2 protein-coding genes are annotated in these 21309 nt (G+C 72.1%); both read right to left on the reverse strand.

Annotation, left to right across the window (positions count from 1 at the left end; all coding sequences use genetic code 11):
* Entirely contained in the window at positions 1-5964 is a 5964-nt protein-coding gene (locus tag ACBR40_RS10285; RefSeq protein ID WP_371248494.1) for an SDR family NAD(P)-dependent oxidoreductase, read from the reverse strand.
* 4 nt (positions 5965-5968) lie between these two features.
* The gene (locus ACBR40_RS10290) at positions 5969-21298 is read right to left on the reverse strand and encodes an SDR family NAD(P)-dependent oxidoreductase (RefSeq protein ID WP_371248495.1); all 15330 of its coding nucleotides are present in this window, start codon (positions 21296-21298) and stop codon (positions 5969-5971) included.
* Between the last annotated feature and the right edge of the window lie 11 nt (positions 21299-21309).

Below are 21309 nucleotides of genomic sequence, written 5' to 3' on the forward strand. Positions count from 1 at the left end.
TCACCCGGCCGTCTGAGCCAGCCATTCCTCGATCACGGCGGCGGTCTGCCGCGCCTCGGACTCCAGGATGCTGAAGTGGTCTGCCGCCACCTCGCGCACCGCCGTACCGGGGGTGATGGCCGGATGCCAGCCCGCGCCGACGCCCGCGGTCGTCCCGCCGGGCGTCGCCACCCCCTGGTTCGCGCGGATGAACAGCGTCGGCGCGGCCGGCTCGCCCGGCCGCCACTGGGAGAGCAGCGCGGCGTACCAGCCCATCGCGGACAGCCGGGCGGCCGTGAACGGGCCGAACACGGCCTCCCTGTCGAGCAGGCCGCCCACGATCGACGACCACACGGCGGGGCTCTCCCCCGCGCCCGGCACGTGCGTGTCGAGCAGGATCACCGCGGCCGGGCCCTGGCCCGCCTCCGCCATCGCGCCGGCCAGCGCGTGCGCGAACACCCCGCCGGCGGAGTACCCGACCAGCGCGTACGGCTCCCCGCCGCTGGTCACGGTCCGGGCCAGGCCCTGCACGAGGGCGTCCAGCGACTCCGGCAGGCTCTCCTCCCGTACGAACCCCGGCACCGGCAGCACGGCGAGGTCGCGCACCTCGCGGAACTCCGCGGCCAGCGGGACGAACTGGTGCGGCCCGCCGAAGGCCATCGGCGAGTTCAGGCAGAACAGCCGCGGCCGGCTCGGGCCGGTGGACAGCACCACCGGGGCGCGGGCCGGAACGTCGGCCGCGCCGTACTGGGGACGGACCGCGGCGGCGGCGTGCAGCAGCAGCATCCCCTCCTCGATCTTGCCGGCGGCGACCGCCGCGCGGAACAGGCCGCTCAACGTCTCCGTCGCGCCCTGCAGGTCCGGTGCGGGGGGTGCGTCGCCGTGGGCCGTGGCCGGTACGGCGGCCGGAGCCATCTCCTCGTCCAGCAGCCGGGCCAGCGCCCTGACCGACGGGTAGTCGAAGGCCGCGGTGGCCGGCAGGCGGACGCCGGTGGCCGAGTTGAGCGCGTTGCGCAGCTCCATGGCGGCCAGCGAGTCCAGGCCCAGCCCGACCAGGTCGGCGTCCGGTTCGACGGGCTCCGGGTCCGCGTGTCCGAGCACCTGGGCCGCCCGTTTGCGTACCAGCTCGACCAGGCGCTCCAGGCGCTCCTCCGGGGGCAGCGCGGCCAGCGGTTCCAGCTCGTTCCCGCCCTGCGCGGCCTTCTGCCGTACGGCGGGTGCCAGGTCCTCAAGCAGCGCGGGGACGCCGTCCGCGCGGGCGCGCACGGCGGCCGGGTCCAGCCGGATCGGCGCCAGCACGGCGGCGTCCGACCGCCGCGCCGCGTCGAACAACGCCAGCCCCGCGTCCACCGGCAGCGGCAGCATGCCCCAGCGGCGGATCCTGGCCAGGTCGTCGTCACGCAGCAGGCTCTGCATGCCCGCCTCGCCGCCCCACAGGCCCCAGGCCAGCGTCCGCGCCGGCAGCCCCGCCGCCCGGCGCTGCTCGGCCAGCGCGTTGAGGAAGGCGTTCGCCGCCGCGTAGTTCCCCTGGCCGGGGTTGTCCACGAGCGATGCCGACGACGAGAACAGCACGAACTCGGCCAGGTCGTGCTTCTGGGTGAGCTCGTGCAGGTGCCAGGCGGCGTCCGCCTTGGGGCCGGCCACCTGGTCGACCAGCTCGGGCGTGAGGTCGGCGAGGACCGCGTTCGCGCTCGTCCCCGCGGTGTGCACCACGGCGCGCAGGTCGGGGATGCCCTCCAGCAGTGCGGTGAGGGCGTCCCGGTCGGCCACGTCACAGGCGGCGATGGTGACCTCGGCGCCCTGTTCGGTGAGTTCGTCGCGGAGCTCGGCGGCTCCGGGGGCGTCCAGGCCGCGCCGGGAGACCAGCAGCAGGTGCCGTACGCCGTGCTCGGCGACCAGGTGCCGGGCCGTCAGGGCGCCCAGGCCGCCGGTGCCGCCGGTGATCAGCGTGGTTCCGTCGGTCGGCCAGGGCGCCTCCGGCTCGTCGCCGAGGCGGGCCCGCTCCAGGCGCGGCGCCCAGAGGCGGTCGCCGCGCAACGCCGCCTGGGGCTCCCCGCTCCGTAGTGCTGCGGCCGACGCGCTGTCGGCTGTCTGCGCGTCTGTTTGGTCGGGGTCCAGGTCGATCAGGGTGATTCGGCCGGGTTCCTCTGACTGGGCGGCCCGTACCAGGCCCCAGACCGCTGCCTGGGCCGGGTCGGGCGTCTCCGCGCCGGTCACGGCGACGGCGCCGCGGGTCACCACCACCAGCGGTCGCGTTTCCCCGTTCGTCAGCCAGGTCTGGAGCTCGTCCAGCGCTTGGCCGACAGTTCGCCGTACGCGCACCGGCTCTGTGCTTTCGGCTCCTGTCGAAGGAGCGACATTCAGCACCTCGGGAGTAACCCCTACGGTCTCGGCACCGCGCTCGCCCACCGGCCGCCAGGCCACCTCGTACAGCCATTGGGCCGGGACCCCGCCGCTCAACTGGCCGGGAGCAAGCGGTCGCGCGGTCAGCTCCTCCACCGACACCACCGGGCGGCCGGACCCATCGGCCACGTCCAGCCGGGTGACGGCGTCGCCGTCCAGGCGGCGCAGGCGTACTCGTAGGGTGTCGGCGCCGGCGGCGTGCAGGGTGACGCCGTTCCAGTTGAACGGGATCAGCGGGCCGCTCTCCCCCGCTCCCTGTGCGGCCAGCATGCCCACGTGCATCGCCGCGTCGAGCAGCGCCGGGTGCACGCCGTAGCCCGCGGGATCTGCGACGTCGGTCGGTAGTGAGACCTCGGCGTAGAGGTCGTCGCCGTGTTCCCAGGCGCGGGTGAGGCCGTGGAAGGCGGGGCCGTAGCCGTAGCCGTGATCGACCAGGCGGTCGTACAGGCCGGTGACGTCCAGCGGCTGGGCGTCCGGCGGCGGCCAGGCGTGGCGCAGGTCGGCGGGGATGGCTGGGGTGGGGGTGAGGGTTCCGGTGGCGTGCCGGGTCCAGTTCCCGTGGTCGTCCTTGGAGTGGATGCCGATCTGGTGCCGGCCGTCCTCGTCGGGTGGGCTCAGGATGATCTGGAGAGTGATGCCGTCGGAGTCGGGGATGGGCAGCGGGGCGTGCAGGGTGAGCTCGTCGATGGCCGGGCAGCCCACCTGGTCGCCGGCGCGCAGGGCGAGCTCGACGAAGGCGGTGCCGGGCAGGATCGCGGTGCCGTTGATGACGTGATCGGCCAGCCACGGCTGGGCGGCGACCGACAACCGGCCGGTCAGGATGGCGCCGCCGTCGGGCTGCTCCACCACCGCACCCAGGATCGAATGATCGACGGAGGTCTGGCCGAGCGCGACCGGGTCACCGGTCGAAGGCAGCTGCAGCCAGAAGCGGCGGTGCTGGAAAGGGTAGGTGGGCAGTTCCAGGTGGCTGCTGCGGGCACCGGTGGTCCAGTCCACGTGGGTGCCGCACGTCCAGGCCCTGCCCAGTCCGGCGATCAGTTGGGTGGTCTCGTCGCGGTCGCGGCGCAGCAGGGCCACCGCCGAGGGCTCTTCGTCGATGAGGGTTTGCTCGATCATGGGGGTGAGCTGCGCGTCGGGGCCGGCCTCCAGGAAGTGGGTGACCCCGCGCTGCCGCATGACGTGGACGCCGTCGGCGAACCGGACCGGCCGCCTGACGTGCTCGACCCAGTAGCCGGGCTTGGTGATCTCCTCGCCGGCCAGCTCGCCCGAGACGTTCGACACCAGCGCCAGCTCCGGTCGCCGCAGCGTCAGTCCGGCCACGACCTGTTCGAACTCGGCCAGCATCGGCTCCATGAGCGGCGAGTGGAACGCGTGCGACACCCGCAACGGCCGGGTGCGGTGACCCTGCTGCCGTGCCCATTCGATGACCTGTTCCACCTGGTCGGCGGCGCCGGAGACCACTACCGCGCCGGGCGCGTTCACCGCCGCGATAGCCACTTGGTCGTGCCCGGACAGCACGGGGGCGATCTCGTCTTCGCCGCAGCCGATCGCGGCCATCGCTCCGCCGGTCGGCAGTGCCTGCATCAGCCGGCCGCGAGCGGCCACCAGCCGACACGCGTCCGCCAGATCCAGCACCCCGGCCACATGCGCCGCGCTGATCTCACCCAGCGAATGCCCGGCCACGAAATCCGGCCGGACCCCGAACGACTCCAGCAACCGGTACAGCGCCGTCTCGAAGGCGAACAGCCCGGCCTGCGCGAACACCGTCTGATCGAGCACCCCATCGGCGCCACGCTCGCCGAGGATGATCTCCCGCAGGTTCCCTGCGGCATCGAGTTCGGCCTCCAGGAGCGCACACGCTTCGTCGAAGGCGCGAGCGAACACCGGGAAAGCCGCATACAAGCCGCGGCCCATCCCAGGCCGCTGAGCACCCTGACCGGAGAACAGCACCGCCACCCCGCCCGGCCGCGCCCGGCCCACGACCGCAGCCGCAGGCTCACCGGCGGCCAGCGCTCGCAGCTCGGCCAGCAGACCCTCTCGGTCCGTCGCCGGCAGCGCGGCCCGGTACTCCAGGGCGGCCCGGCGCGTCAGCCCGGCCGCCACCTCTGCCGGAGCGGCGTCGTCGTGCTCGGCCATGAAAGCGGCCAGTTGGTCGGCCTGCGCCCGCAGCGCGGCCTCGCTCTTGGCCGACAGCAGCACCGGAAGCGTGTCCGGCGCGCTCGCCGGCGACGGCTCCTCAGCGGGCGGCTCTTCCACGATCACATGAGCATTGGTGCCGGAGATGCCGAACGACGACACACCCGCCCGGCGCGGCCGACCCTCGATCTGGGGCCAGGGCTGCGGTTCGGTCAGCAGCTCCACCGCCCCGCCGGACCAGTCCACTTTCGACGACGGCGCGTCCACGTGCAGCGTCTTGGGCAGCAATCCATGCCGCATCGCCAGGATCATCTTGATGATGCCGGCGACTCCAGCCGCTGCCTGGGTGTGGCCGAGGTTCGACTTCACCGACCCCAGCCACAACGGCGACTGCCTGTCCTGACCATAGGCGGCCAGCAGCGCCTGCGCCTCGATCGGGTCGCCCAGCGCCGTCCCCGTACCATGCGCCTCGACCACGTCCACATCACCCGGCGCGAGCCCGGCAGCCGCCAACGCCTGAGCGATCACCCGCTCCTGAGAAGGACCGTTCGGCGCCGTAAGCCCGTTGGAAGCCCCATCCTGGTTGACCGCGCTACCGCGCAGCACCGCCAGGACCTGGTGCCCGTTGCGGCGGGCGTCGGACAACCGCTCCACCACCAACACGCCCACGCCTTCGCCCCAGCCGACACCATCAGCCGCCTCGGCGAACGACTTGCACCGACCATCAGCAGCCAGACCCCGCTGCCGCGAGAACTCCACGAACGCATCCGGCGTGGCCATCACCGTCACGCCACCGGCCAGCGCCAGATCACACTCACCCGAACGCAACGCCTGCGCCGCCAGGTGCAACGCCACCAGCGACGACGAACACGCCGTGTCCACCGACACCGCAGGCCCTTCCAGGCCCAACGTGTACGCCACGCGGCCCGAGATCGTGGCCCCGCCCGTGCCCGACGGCGCATAGTCGTGATACATCACCCCGGCGAACACCCCGGCACTGCTCTCCCGCAGCGACGTCGGATCAATCCCCGCCCGCTCCAGCCCCGCCCAGCACACCTCCAGAAACTGCCGCTCCTGCGGATCCATCTCCGCCGCCTCACGCGGACTGATCCCGAAGAACGCCGGATCAAACTCCGCCGCCCCGTACAGGAACCCACCCTCCCGCGCATAACTACGCCCCGGCTTCCCCGGCTCCGGATCGTAAAGACCGGCGACATCCCAGCCACGATCACCCGGGAAGCCACCCACCGCGTCGACACCATCGACCAGCAACCGCCACAACCGCTCCGGGTCATCCACCCCACCCGGATAACGACAGGCCATCCCCACGATCGCGATCGGCTCCCGAGCGCGGGCCGTCAGCGCACGGTTCTGCTGGCGCAGCTTGGCCGTCTCCCGGAGAGAAGCGCGCAGTGCCTCGACGAGCTTTCCGTCACCCTCCGCCATCTCCTCAGCCCTCCTCGATCTCGTCATCCGGTTCCCCGTTGTTCAGGGCCATCCTGATCAGGCTTTCGGCGTCCAGTTCGTCGATCGCGTCGAGGTCCGCCGTCTCGTCCGGGGCTGCGGCTCCGTTCGTACCCTCGGGGTGCGCTCCGGCGAGCTCCAGCAGCGCGTCCAGCAGCCCGGCGGCGCGCAGTGTCGCCAGCGGCACGGTCTGCAGCGCTGCGCGGATCGCCGTCTCGTCCCGGCCGTTGGCGGCGCCGTGACCCCCGCCGTCGGTCTTCGGCGCGATCCGCTTGATCAGGTAGTCGACGACCGCCCGGACCGATGGATGGTCGAACACCAAGGTGGTCGGTAGCCGGAGCCCCAGCGCGGAACCGAGCCCGTTGCGCAGCTCCACCGCCGCCAGCGAGTCGACGCCCAGCTCCTGGAATGCCTGATCCACCGGCACGGACGCGGGCGTGTCGTGGCCGAGCACGGCCGCTGCCCGTGCACGTACGAGTTCCATGACCGCTGCCTGGCGCTCAGCGGCAGACAAGTCGGCCAGCCGCTCGGCGAACGAGCCACCGCCGGTCGGAGCATCCGCCGCGGCCCTGCGACGCACACCCACCAGATCACGCAACAACGCCGGCAACCGCTCCGCCGACCCCGCACGCAACGTCCCCAACGACCAACCGGCCGCCACCACCACACCCCGACGACCCTCGGCCACCACCCGATCCAGCACCGACAGAACCACACCAGCCGACAGCGGGATCAAACCCTCCCGCACCATCCGCTCGCGCTCCCGATCGGACAACCGACCGGCCATCCCCTCCTCGGCATCCCACACACCCCACGCCAGCGAAACCGCCGGCAAACCAGCCCCAACCCGGGACACCGCCAACGCATCCAACGCAGCGTTCGCCGCCGCGTAGTTGCCCTGCCCCGCCGCGCCCAACGTGCCCGCCAGCGAAGAGAACACCACAAACCGCGCCACATCCCGCTTACGCGTCAACTCATCCAGATGCCAGGCCGCATCCACCTTCGGCCGCAACACCCCCTCCACCCGCTCAGCCGACAACGAACCGATCACCCCGTCATCCACCAGCCCCGCCGCATGCACCACCGCACGCAGGTCGGCGACGTCCTCCAGCAGAACGGCCAGAGCATCCCGGTCAGCCACATCACACGCGGCAACCGTCACCTCGGCACCCTGGCCGGCCAGCTCGTCGCGGAGTTCGGCCGCGCCAGGCGCGTCCAAGCCTCGGCGGGAGACCAGCACCAGATGCCGCACGCTGTGCTCGGCGACCAGATGCCGGGCCACCAGGGCACCCAGCCCACCGGTGCCCCCAGTGATCAGCGTGGTCCCATCGACCGGCCACACGACGTCGGCATCCTGGCCGGCAGCCCCTGGCGAGGGGAAGGCTCCACCGGGGGATGCGATGTGCGTCATCCGGGACGCCCACAGCCGGCCGCCGCGCAGCGCCACCTCCGGCTCGCCAAGTGCCAGCGCGGTACGCACACCGCCCTGAAGGCCGTCCTCGCCGCCGTCCGTGGTGACCGGAACAGCACTCGCCTGCGCGCCTTCGAGCTCTGGGTCGAGGTCGATCAGGGTGATCCGGCCAGGCTCCTCCGCCTGAGCGGCCCGTACCAGGCCCCAGACCGCCGCCTGCGCCGGATCCGGCACCTCGCCATCGGCCACGGCCACCGCGCCTCGGGTCACCACCACCATCGGCCGCGTGTCGCCCTCGGCCAGCCAGGTCTGCAACTCACCCAGCACGTGTCCGACGGCCCGCCGTACCCGCACTGGTACGTCACCGTCCACCGCCCTGCCGTCACCAGCCCCCGCACCTCGGGCAGCAGATCCCGCTCCCACCGCAGAAGCGGCATCCAGCATCGTGACATCCAGCGCCCCGGCGGCGGCCTCACGCTCGTTCGTCGCCAGCGGCCGCCAGGCCACCTCGTACAGCCACCTGTCCGGGATCGCGCCGCTCAACTGCTCGGGAGTCAGCGGTCGCGCGGTCAGCTCCTCCACCGACACCACCGGGCGACCGGACGAGTCGGCCACGTCCAGCCGGGTGACCGCTTCGCCCTCCAGCCGACGCAGCCGCACCCGCAAAGAGGTGGCACCGGCGGCATGCAGGGCGACGCCGTTCCAGTTGAACGGGATCAGCGGACCGGCCTCTTCCTGTCCGGCGTCCTGCCCGGCCAGCATGCCGACGTGCATCGCCGCGTCGAGCAGCGCGGGGTGCACGCCGAAGCCCGAGGGATCTGCGACGTCGGTCGGCAGTGAGACCTCGGCGTAGAGGTCGTCGCCGTGTTCCCAGGCGCGGGTGAGGCCGTGGAAGGCGGGGCCGTAGCCGTAACCGTGATCGACCAGCCGGTCGTACAGGCCGGTGACGTCCAGCGGCTGGGCGTCCGGCGGCGGCCAGGCGTGAAGCAGGTCGGCGGGAACGCTGGGGATGGGGGTCAGGGTGCCGGAAGCGTGCCGGGTCCAGTTCCCGTGGTCGTCCTTGGAGTGGATGCCGATCTGGTGCCGGCCGTCCTCGTCGGGTGGGCTCAGGATGATCTGGAGAGTGGTGCCATCACTGTCGGGGATGGGCAGCGGGGCGTGGAGAGTGAGCTCGTCGATGGCCGGGCAGCCGACCTGGTCGCCGGCGCGCAGGGCGAGCTCGACGAAGGCGGTGCCGGGCAGGATCGCGGTGCCGTTGATGGCATGATCGGCCAGCCACGGCTGAGCGGCGACCGACAACCGCCCCGTCAGGATGGCGCCACCGTCGGGCTGCTCCACCACCGCGCCCAGGATCGGATGATCAGCGGCACCCAGACCAAGCGCGGCCGGGTCCCCAGCCGGAGCCGTGTGCAGCCAGTAACGGCGGTGCTGGAAGGGATAGGTGGGCAGATCCAGATGGCGAATGCGGGTGCCGGCCGATCCGTTCCCGGTGGTCCAGGCGGTCCAGTCCACGCTGAGGCCACGCGTCCAGGCCAGACCCAGTCCGGCGACCAGTTGAGCGGTCTCGTTCCGGTCGCGCCGCAGCAACCCCACCACCGTGGGGTCATCGCCGTCAGCACTGCCGGCGTCACCGTCTTCGTGGTGGGCTAGCGTCTGCTCGACCATCGGGGTGAGCTGGGCGTCCGGACCGGCCTCCAGGAAACAGCCGACCCCGTGCCCGCGCAGGGTGGCGACGGTAGCGGCGAACCGCACCGGCCGCCGCACGTGCTCCACCCAGTAGCCGGGCTCGGTGATCTCTTCGCCGGCCAGCTCGCCCGAGACGTTCGACACCAGCGCCAACTTCGGACGCCGCAAGGTCAGCCCCGCTACGACCTGCTCGAACTGGGCCAGCATCGGCTCCATGAGCGGCGAGTGGAACGCGTGCGACACTCGCAACGGCCGGGTGCGGTGAGCCTGCTGCCGTGCCCATTCGATGACCTGTTCCACCTGGTCGGCGGCGCCGGAGACCACGACCGCGCCGGGCGCGTTCACCGCCGCGATAGCCACTTGGTCGTGCCCGGCCAACACGGGGGCGATTTCTTCTTCGCCGCAGCCGATCGCGGCCATCGCGCCGCCGGTCGGCAGTGCCTGCATCAGCCGGCCGCGAGCGGCCACCAACCGGCACGCGTCCGCCAGATCCAGCACCCCGGCCACGTGCGCGGCGCTGATCTCACCCAGCGAATGCCCGGCCACGAAGTCAGGCCGGATTCCCAGCGATTCCAGCAGCCGGTACAGCGCCGTCTCGAAGGCGAACAGCCCGGCCTGCGCGAACACCGTCTGATCCAGCACGCCACCAGCAGCAGTGCCAGACGCGGCAGCCTCAGACCCGTCGGTCTGGCCGAGGATGATCTCCCGTAGGCGCACACCACCGGCCAGGCCGCTCACCACCTCTGCGGCATCGGCGGCGGAGAACTCGGCCTCCAGCAACGCACACGCCTCGTCAAAGGCGCGAGCGAACACCGGGAAAGCCGCATACAGCTCGCGGCCCATACCCGACCGCTGAGCACCCTGACCGGAGAACAGCACCGCCACCCGGCCCGGCCGCGCCCGGCCCTCGACCGCAGCCGCCGGCTCACCGGCGGCCAGCGCTCGCAGCTCGGCCAGCAGACCCTCCCGGTCAGTCGCCGGCAATACCGCCCGGTACTCCAGGGCGGCCCTGCGCGTCAGCCCGGCCGCCACCTCCACCGGACTTGCCTCGTCGTGCTCAGCCACGAATCCGGCCAGCTGGCCGGCCGCCGCCCGCAGCGCCGCCTCGCTCTTGGCCGACACCACCACAGGGACCGTCACCGGCGAGACCGCAGGGTCGCCCTCGGCCGCTGTGGCCGGGCGGCCGTCCTGCTCGCCCGACGGGTCCCTCGAGAGCGGCTCGTCCTCGGCCGGGGGCTCTTCGAGAATGATGTGGGCGTTGGTGCCGGAGATGCCGAACGACGACACTCCCGCCCGACGCGGCCGGTCCGCAGCGCGTGTCCAGGGCTGGGGTTCGGTCAGCAGCTCCACCGCCCCGCCCGACCAGTCCACCTTGGACGACGGCGCGTCCACGTGCAGTGTCTTAGGCAGCACGCCGTGCCGCATCGCCAGGATCATCTTGATGATGCCGGCGACCCCGGCCGCTGCCTGGGTGTGGCCGAGGTTCGACTTCACCGATCCCAGCCACAACGGCGACTGCCGGTCCTGACCGTAAGCGGCCAGCAGCGCCTGGGCCTCGATCGGGTCGCCCAGCGCGGTGCCGGTGCCGTGTCCTTCGACCACGTCCACCTGCGCGGGACCGATCCCCGCCGAAGCCAGCGCCTGAGCGATCACCCGCTCCTGAGAAGGACCGTTCGGCGCGGTCAGCCCGTTGGAGGCACCGTCCTGGTTGACCGCGCTGCCGCGCAGCACCGCCAGGACCTGGTGCCCGTTGCGGCGGGCGTCGGACAACCGCTCCACCACCAGCACGCCCACGCCTTCGCCCCAGCCGACACCATCAGCCGCCTCGGCGAACGACTTGCACCGACCATCAGCAGCCAACCCCCGCTGCCGCGAAAACTCCACAAACGCATCCGGCGTCGCCATCACCGTCACGCCACCGGCCAGCGCCAGATCACACTCACCCGAACGCAACGCCTGCGCCGCCAGATGCAACGCCACCAGCGACGACGAACACGCCGTGTCCACCGACACCGCCGGCCCCTCCAGGCCCAACGTGTACGCCACCCGGCCCGAGATCGTGGCCCCACCCGTGCCCGACGGCGCATAGTCGTGATACATCACCCCGGCGAACACCCCGGCACTGCTCTCCCGCAGCGACGTCGGATCAATCCCCGCCCGCTCCAGCCCCGCCCAGCACACCTCCAGAAACTGCCGCTCCTGCGGATCCATCTCCGCCGCCTCACGCGGACTGATCCCGAAGAACGCCGGATCGAACTCCGCCGCGCCGTACAGGAACCCACCCTCCCGCGCATAACTACGCCCCGGCTTCCCCGGCTCCGGATCATAAAGACCGGCGACATCCCAGCCACGATCACCCGGGAAGCCACCCACCGCGTCCACACCGTCGACCAGCAACCGCCACAACCGCTCCGGGTCATCCACCCCACCCGGATAACGACAGGCCATCCCCACGATCACGACGGGATCGTCGGTGACCGCCGCCGGACGCCGCGTCCTCCGCTGGTCGGCCTGCCCGCCCACCAGCCGGCGCAGTACGAACTCCGTCAGCGCCTTCACCGACGGGTGGTCGAAGATCAGCGTCGCCGGCAGGGTGAGGCCGACCGCCCGGCCCAGCCGGTTCCGCAGGTCCACTGCCATGAGCGAGTCGACGCCCAGCTCCTGGAAGGCCCGGTCCACCGGGACCGACTCGGCCGCGCCGTACCCCAGCACGGCGGCGGCCTGTGCGCGTACGAGTTCCATGACCGCTGCCTGGCGCTCAGCGGCAGGCAACTCGGCCAGCCGCTCGGCGAACGAGCCACCGCCCACCGGAGCATCCGCCGCGGCCCTGCGACGCACACCCACCAGATCACGCAACAACGCCGGCAACCGCTCCGCCGACCCCGCACGCAACGTCCCCAACGACCAACCGGCCGCCACCACCACACCCCGACGACCCTCGGCCACCACCCGATCCAGCACCGACAGACCCACACCAGCCGACAGCGGGATCAAACCCTCCCGCACCATCCGCTCGCGCTCCCGATCGGACAACCGACCGGCCATCCCCTCCTCGGCATCCCACACACCCCACGCCAGCGAAACCGCCGGCAAACCAGCCCCAACCCGGGACACCGCCAACGCATCCAACGCAGCATTCGCCGCCGCGTAGTTCCCCTGCCCCGCCGCGCCCAACGTGCCCGCAAGCGAAGAGAACACCACAAACCGCGCCACATCCCGCTTACGCGTCAACTCATCCAGATGCCAGGCCGCATCCACCTTCGGCCGCAACACCCCCTCCACCCGCTCAGCCGACAACGAACCGATCACCCCGTCATCCACCAGCCCCGCCGCATGCACCACAACGCGCAGGTCGGGGATCTCCTCCAGCAGAACGGCCAGAGCATCCCGATCGGCCACATCACACGCGGCGACCATCACTTCAGCACCCTGGCCGACCAGCTCGTCACGGAGTTCGGCCGCGCCGGGGGCGTCCAGACCACGGCGGGAGACCAGTAGCAGGTGCCGCACGCCGTGCTCGGCGACCAGATGCCGGGCCACCAGCGCACCCAACCCACCAGTGCCGCCAGTGATCAGCGTGGTCCCATCGACCGGCCAGGCCGTTCCGGACTCCTCGCCGAGGCGGGCGCGCTCCAGCCGGGGTACCCATGTCCGGTCATCGCGGATGGCCACTTCTGGCTCGTCGCCGGGTAGCGCCAGGCTCTCCAGTGCGGCGGGCCCTCCCGTGCGCGCCGGCTCCAGGTCGACCAGCGTGATCCGGCCGGGGTGTTCCTGCTGGGCCGCACGTACCAATCCCCAGACCGCCGCGCCCGCCGGGTCCGGCGTCTCTCCGTCGGCCACGGCGACCGCGCCCCGGGTGGCCACCAGCACCGGTCGCTCATCCTCCTCGGCGAGCCGGTCCTGGAGCTCCGCCAGCACCGCTGCGACGCGGCGCCGTACCCTGTCGGGCAGGTCGCCGGCGTCGTCGTCGCCGGTGGCGTCCACGACGACGGTGCCGTCACGCAGCGCCGGCTCTCCCCCTTCGCCGGTGGAGGCTCCGGTCAGCGGTCGCCACACGACCTCGGTGAGCCAGCGCGCCACCGACGCCGCGGTCGGTGCCGACGGATCCGTCTCGGCCACCGGCCGGGACGCCACCGTCTCCACGGTGGCCACCGGCCGTCCGGTGGGGTCGGCCAGGTCCAGCCGGAACCCGCCATCCGGCTCCGGGTGCAGCCGTACGCGCAGCGCGGTGGCTCCGATGGCGTGCAGGGTGACGCCGTTCCAGTTGAACGGGATCAGCGGGACGCCCTCCCCGGCGTCCTCTCCGGCCAGCAGCACCACGTGGGTCGTCGCGTCGAAGAGGGCGGGGTGCAGGCCGTATCGGGCTGTTTGTCCGGCTGCTTCGGGGAGGGTTACTTCGGCGTAGAGGTCGTCGCCGTGTCTCCAGGCGTTGGTGAGACCGTGGAAGGCGGGGCCGTAGCCGTAGCCGTGATCGACCAGGCGGTCGTACAGGCCGGCGACCTCCAGCGGCTGAGCGTCTGGCGGTGGCCAGGCGTGGCGCAGGTCGGCGGGCATGAAGGGGGTCGGAGTGAGGGTGCCGGTGGCGTGCCGGGTCCAGTTCCCGCGCTCGTCCTTGGAGTGGATGCCGATCTGACGACGGCCGTCTTCGTCCGGTCCGGTCACGGTGATCTGTACGACTACGCCGCCGCTGGTGTCGTTGGTGGTGTCGGGGATGGGCAGCGGAGTGTGCAGGGTGAGCTCGTCGATGGCCGGGCAGCCCACCTGGTCGCCGGCGCGCAGGGCGAGCTCGACGAAGGCGGTGCCGGGCAGGATCGCGGTGCCGTTGATGGCGTGATCGGCCAGCCAGGGCTGGGCCGTGGCCGACAACCGGCCGGTCAGGATGGCGCCGCCGTCGGGCTGTTCCACCACCGCACCCAGGATCGGATGATCGGCGGCCGTCTGGCCGAGCGCGGCCGGGTCGCCGGATGGAGCCGACTGCAGCCAGTAGCGGCGGTGCTGGAAGGGATAGGTGGGCAGGTCCAGATCGCCGGTGCGGGCGTTGGCCGGCCCGGTCGGCCAGGCGGTCCAGTCCACGGCGGTGCCGCAGGTCCAGGCTTGGCCCAGTCCGGTGACCAGTTGGGTGGTCTCGTCGCGGTCGCGGCGCAGCAGCGCCACCACCGAGGGCTCGTCGTCGATGAGGGTTTGCTCGATCATGGGGGTGAGCTGCGCGTCCGGGCCGGCCTCGATGAAGCAGCTGACTCCGTGCTCGCGCAGGGTGGTGATGGTGTCGGCGAACCGCACCGGCCGCCGCACGTGCTCCACCCAGTAGCCGGGCTCGATGACTTCCTCACCGGCCAGCTCACCCGAGACGTTCGACACCAGCGCCATCTCCGGCCGCCGCAGCGTCAGCCCCGACACGACCTGCTCGAACTCGGCCAGCATCGGCTCCATCAACGGCGAGTGGAACGCGTGCGACACCCGCAACGGCCGCGTCCGATGCCCGCGCTCCCGCGCCCACTCCACGACCTGATCCACCTGACCGGCCGCACCCGAGACCACCACCGCGCCCGGCGCATTCACCGCAGCCACAGCCACCTGGTCGAGCCCGGACAGAACGAGGGCGATCTCGTCTTCACCGCAGCCGATCGCCGCCATCGCGCCACCAGCCGGAAGCGCCTGCATCAACCGGCCGCGAGCGGCAACCAGCCGACACGCGTCCGCGAGATCCAGCACCCCGGCCACGTGCGCGGCGGTGATCTCGCCCAGTGAATGCCCGGCCACGAAGTCGGGCTGGACCCCTAGTGATTCCAGGAGCCGGTACAGCGCCGTCTCGAAGGCGAACAGCCCGGCTTGCGCGAACACGGTCTGATCGAGCACCCCATCGGCGCCACGCTCGCCGAGGATGATCTCCCGCAGGTTCCCTGCGGTATCGAGTTCGGCCTCCAGGAGCGCACACGCCTCATCAAAAGCCCGGGCGAACGCCGGGAAAGCCGCATACAGGCCGCGGCCCATCCCGGGCCGCTGGGCACCTTGACCGGAGAACAGCACCGCCACCCGGCCCGGCCGCACCCGGCCCACGACCGCAGCTGCCGACTCCCCAGCCGCCAGCGCTCGTAGCTCGGCCAGCAGCTCCTCCCGGTCCGCTGCCGGCAGCACCGCCCGGTGCTCAAGCGCGGCCCGGCGCGTCAGCCCGGCCGCCACCTCCACCGGAGTAACCTCGTCGTGTTCAGCCACGAACCCGGCCAGCTGGTCGGCCTGCGCCCGCAACGCCGCCTCGCTCTTGGCCGACACCACCACCGGAAGCGCGACAGTGTCTTCGGAGACTGCGTCGGGGATGGCCGCTCGCTCTTGCGTGGGCTCCTCATCGTCCCGCACAGTGCCGACGGCCGATGGCTCTTCAACTGGCGGTTCTTCCAGGATGACGTGGGCGTTGGTGCCGGAGATGCCGAACGACGACACTCCCGCCCGACGCGGCCGGTCCGCAGCGCGCGTCCAAGGCTGGGGTTCGGTGAGCAGCTCCACCGCGCCGCCGGACCAGTCCACCTTGGACGACGGCGCATCGACGTGCAGTGTCTTGGGCAGCAGCTCGTGCCGCATCGCCAGGATCATCTTGATCACACCGGCCACACCGGCCGCCGCCTGGGTGTGACCCAGGTTCGACTTCACCGACCCCAGCCACAACGGCGACTGCCGGTCCTGGCCATAGGCGGCCAAGAGCGCCTGGGCCTCTATCGGGTCGCCCAGCGCCGTTCCCGTACCGTGCGCTTCGACCACGTCCACATCGCCCGGCGTGAGCCCAGCGGCCGCCAGCGCCTGAGCGACCACCCGCTCCTGAGAAGGACCGTTCGGCGCGGTCAGCCCATTCGACGCCCCGTCCTGGTTGACCGCGCTACCGGCCAGCACCGCCAGCACCCGATGCCCATTGCGGCGAGCGTCCGACAACCGCTCCACCACCAGCACACCGACGCCTTCGCCCCAGCCGACACCGTCAGCCGCCTCGGCGAACGACTTACACCGCCCATCAGCAGCCAGACCCCGCTGCCGCGAGAACTCCACAAACGCATCCGGCGTCGCCATCACCGTCACGCCACCGGCCAGCGCCAGATCACACTCACCCGAACGCAACGCCTGCGCCGCCAGATGCAACGCCACCAGCGACGACGAACACGCCGTGTCCACCGACACCGCCGGACCCTCCAGGCCGAACGCGTACGACACCCGCCCGGAAACCACACTCCCCTGTGTTCCGGTGGCCACCAGGCCCTCGGCCTCCGGTGTGGCGACCGCGCCGGAACCGTAGTCGTTGGCCATGACTCCGGCGAACACCCCGGTCGGGGTGCCGCGCAGTCCGGCTGGGTCGATGCCGGCGTGCTCCAGGGCCTCCCACGAGGTTTCCAGGATGAGCCGCTGCTGGGGATCCATCGCCACCGCTTCGCGGGGGCTGAGCGCGAAGAACTCCGGGTCGAAGTCGGCGGCACCGGACAGGAACCCACCAGTGCGTACGTACGACGTTCCCGCATGGTCGGGATCCGGATGGAACAGCGATCCCAGGTTCCAGCCTCGGTCGGTGGGGAAACCCGTGATGCCATCACGGTCGTCGATCAGCAGTTGCCAGAGGTCCTCGGGGCTGGTGACCTGGCCGGGGAACCGACAAGCCATCCCGACAACCACGATCGGATCACCAGCAGGACCATTGGACGGGGCGGCCTGGACCGGGCGGCGGGCCACGGTACCCGACAGGGCCGCGTCCAGGTGCGTGGCCAGCGCACGCGGAGTGGGGTGATCGAACACCAGCGTGGGAGTGAGCCGCAGCCCCGTTACCGCGTGCAGCCGGTTACGCAGCTCCACCGCGGTCAGCGAATCGAACCCGAACTCCTGGAAAGGCCGGTCGGCATCGATGGCCTGAGCACTGTCATGGCCGAGGGTGGCCGCCGCCTCGCCGCAGACCACGTCCAGCAACCGCCGCTGCCGCTGCTGAGCCGACAGATGCGCCAGCTCCGCCACCACCGGCCGCACCCCACCATCCGCGTCATCGGCCGAGGCCTCGGAAGGGGCGGCGGGACGCGCGGCAGGACCCGCAAGTTCACGCAACAGAGCCGGCAGATCGCCACGCCGGCCCAGCGCGGCGGGATCGAACCGCGCCGACACCAAAAACGGCTGGCCGGCTTCCAGGCCGGCGTCCAGCAAGGCCAGGCCCTGCCCCGCGGTCAACGAGATGTGCCCCGCCGCCCGCATCCGCGCCTCATCCCGCGCACTGACGCGGCCGGCCATGCCCCGCTCCTCCGACCACGGCCCCCACGCCAGCGAAACCGCCGGCAAGCCAGCAGCCGCCCGCGCCACCGCCAGAGCATCGACGAAGGCGTTGGCCGCCGCGTAGTTCCCCTGCCCGGCCCCATCCACCACCCCGGCCAGCGAGGAGAACACCACGAACCGAGCCAGACCGGAATCACGGGTCAGCTCGTGCAGATGCCAGGCCGCGTCCACCTTCGGCCGCAGCACCGACTCCACCCGCTCAACCGACAACGACGTGATCACCCCGTCATCGACCACCCCCGCCGCATGCACCACGGCACACAGGTCGGCAATGTCCTCCAGCAGCACGGCGAGCGCATCCCGATCGGCCACGTCACAGGCGGCGACGGCGACCTCGGCACCCCGCCCGGCCAGCTCCTCACGCAGCTCGGCAGCCCCAGGGGCATCCAGACCACGCCGGGAGACCAGCACCAGCCGCCGCACACCATGCTCAGCCACCAGATGCCGCGCCACCAGCGCACCCAACCCACCGGTGCCACCAGTGATCAGCGTGGTCCCATCGACCGGCCAAGCCGCCACGCCCTCCTCGCCCTCCAAGGGCGACGAGGAAGCTCCACCATCCGGATCGACAGATTCCACATGCGACAACCGCGGCACCCACAACCCGCCGCCGCGCAGCGCCACCTCCGGCTCGCCACAAGCCAGCGCGGCCCGCACCTCATCCGCAAGGCCGTCCTCACCACCGTCGACGGCGGCCAGCACAGCACTCGCCGACGCCTCCTCCTCACCGAGAGCGGCCTGCGCGCCTCCCGGCTCCGGGTCGAGGTCGATCAGGGTGATCCGGCCGGGCTCCTCCGACTGGGCGGACCGCACCAGACCCCAGACCGCCGCCTGCGCCGGGTCCGGCGTCTCCCCGTCGGCCACGGCGATCGCGCCCCGGGTCACCACCGCCACCGGCCGCGGGTCCCCCTCGGTGAACCAGCCTTGCAAGTCGCCCAGGACCGTACGCAGAGCGCTACGCACCCGTTCGATCACATCGCCGGCGTCCTGGGCTCCGTCGGTGGCGTCGATGACGAGTGTGTCACTGGCGTCCGCCGCACCGAGGGGTGCCGATGCCGTTCTTAATTGCCGCCACGCCATTTCGAACAAGGAAGGCCGGTCGGTGCCGGCGGCTCCACCCGATTGCGGACGGCCCGGCGGGAGCAGCCAGTAATGCCGCCGCTGGAAGGCATAGGTGGGCAGGTCCAGATCGCCGATGCGGGCGCCGGCCCTTCCGGCCCCGGTGGCCCAGGCCGGCCAGGCGGTCCAATCCACACCGGTGCCCAACGTCCAGGCCTGGCCCAGCCCGGCGACCAGCTGGGCGGTCTCGTCCCGGTCGCGGCGCAGCAGGGCCACCACGGAGGGCTCTTCGCCGTCCTCATAGGCGAGGGTCTGCTCGATCATCGGGGTCAGCTGGGCGTCCGGACCGGCCTCCAGGAAGCAGCCGACCCCGTTCCCGCGCAGGGTGGTGACGACGTCGGCGAACCGCACCGGCCGCTGTACGTGCTCCACCCAGTAGCCGGGCTCGGTGATCTGCGGCCCGGCGAGCTGCCCGCTCACCCCTGACACCAGCGCCACGGCCGGCGGGTGGAACGCAAGCGAGGACGCCACCGCGGCGAACTCGGCCAGCATCGGCTCCATCAACGGCGAGTGGAACGCGTGCGACACCCGCAACGGCCGCGTCCGATACCCGCGCTCCCGCGCCCACTCCACGACCTGATCCACCTGACCGGCCGCACCCGAGACCACCACCGCGCCCGGCGCGTTCACCGCAGCCACAGCCACCCGGTCGAGCCCCGCCAGCACGAGGGCGATCTCGTCCTCGCCACAGCCGATCGCCGCCATCGCGCCACCAGCCGGCAACGCCTGCATCAACCGGCCACGAGCCGCCACCAACCGGCACGCGTCCGCCAGATCCAGCACCCCGGCCGTATGCGCCGCGCTGATCTCCCCCAGCGAATGCCCGGCCACGAAATCAGGCCGGACCCCGAACGACTCCAGCAACCGGTACAACGCCGTCTCAAAAGCGAACAGCCCCGCCTGCGCGAACACCGTCTGATCCAGCACCCCATCGGCACCACGCTCGCCGAGAATGATCTCCCGCAGGTCCCCTGCGACATCGGCGGCGGAGAACTCCGCCTCTAGGAGCGCACAAGCCTCATCAAAAGCCCGGGCGAACACCGGGAAAGCCGCATAAAGCTCACGACCCATCCCCGCCCGCTGAGCACCCTGACCGGAGAACACCACCGCGACCCGGCCCGGCCGCACCCGCCCCTGCACCACCGAAGCCGCCGGCTCACCGGCAGCCAGCGCCCGCAACCCGGCCAGCAGACCCTCCCGGTCCGCAGCCGCGACCGGCACCACCACTCGATGCTCCAGGCCGGCCCTCCGGGTCAACGCGACGGCCACATCCAGCACATCGACCTGACCATGCTCGGCCACGAACCCGGCCAGCCGCCCGGCCTGCGCCCGCAACGCCGCCTCACTCTTGGCCGACACCACCACAGGCACCGGCACCGGCACGGCCGGGCCTGACGACGCCTCCTCAACCGACGGCTCCTCGGCAGGCGGCGGCTCCTCCAAGATCACATGGGCGTTGGTGCCGCTGAACCCGAACGACGACACCCCGGCCCGACGCGGCCGCCCCTCGACCCGCGGCCACTGCCGGGCCTCGATCAGCAGCTCCACCGCGCCACCGGACCAGTTCACCTTGGACGACGGCGCATCGACGTGCAGCGTCTTGGGCAACAGCCCGTGCCGCATCGCCATGACCATCTTGATGACACCGGCCACGCCGGCCGCCGCCTGCGTGTGCCCCAGGTTCGACTTCACCGACCCCAGCCACAACGGCGACCGCCGCCCCCGCCCATACGTGGCCAGCAGCGCCTGCGCCTCGATCGGATCGCCCAGCGCGGTCCCCGTACCGTGCGCCTCGACCACGTCCACGTCCGCGGACACCAACCCGGCAGCGGCCAACGCCTGAGCGATCACCCGCTCCTGGGAAGGACCGTTCGGCGCGGTCAGCCCGTTCGACGCCCCGTCCTGGTTGACCGCGCTGCCGCGCACCACCGCCAGCACCCGGTGCCCGTTGCGGCGGGCGTCGGAAAGCCGCTCCACCACCAGCACCCCGACGCCCTCGCCCCAGGCGGTGCCGTCCGCGGCGTCGGCGAACGCCTTCACCCGGCCGTCCGGGGCCAGCCCCCGCTGCCGGGCGAACTCGGTGAACGTCTCCGGCGTGGACATGACGGTCACGCCGCCGACCAGCGCCAGATCGCACTCGCCCGAACGCAGCGCCTGCGCCGCCAGGTGCAACGCCACCAGCGACGACGAACACGCCGTGTCCACCGACACCGCCGGCCCCTCCAGGCCGAACGCGTACGCCACCCGCCCCGACACCACACTCCCGTGCGATCCGGTGCTGAGCAGGCCCTCGGCCTCGGGCACGTCCCGGCCGTAGCCGATCGCGTAGTCCGGGGCCATCACCCCGACGTAGACCCCGGTACGGCTGCGCCGCAGCCCGGACGGGTCGACGCCGGCGTGCTCCAGGGCCTCCCATGAGGTCTCCAGGATGAGCCGCTGCTGCGGGTCCGTGGCGGTGGCCTCGCGCGGGCTCATCCCGAAGAAGTCGGCGTCGAACTGGCCGGAGCTCTCCAGGAACCCGCCACGGTTCACGTAGCTGGTTCCCGGGCGGGACAGGTCCGGGTCGTAGAGCGCGTCCACGTCCCAGCCCCGGTCGGTCGGGAAGCCGGAGAAGCCCTCCCGACCGTCCGCCACCAGGGTCCACAGCTCCTCCGGGGTGGCCACCCCGCCCGGGTACCGGCAGGCCATGCCGACGATCGCGATCGGCTCCCGGGCCCGCTCCGTCACCTCGCGCAGCTGCCGCCGGGTCTCCTGGAGATCCGCGGTGGCCCTGCGCAGGTAGTCACGCAGCCGGTCATCGCCCGACATGAGTCATCTCC

Source organism: Nonomuraea sp. AD125B (assembly GCF_041402765.1).
GTDB classification, from domain to species: Bacteria; Actinomycetota; Actinomycetes; order Streptosporangiales; family Streptosporangiaceae; genus Nonomuraea; species Nonomuraea bangladeshensis.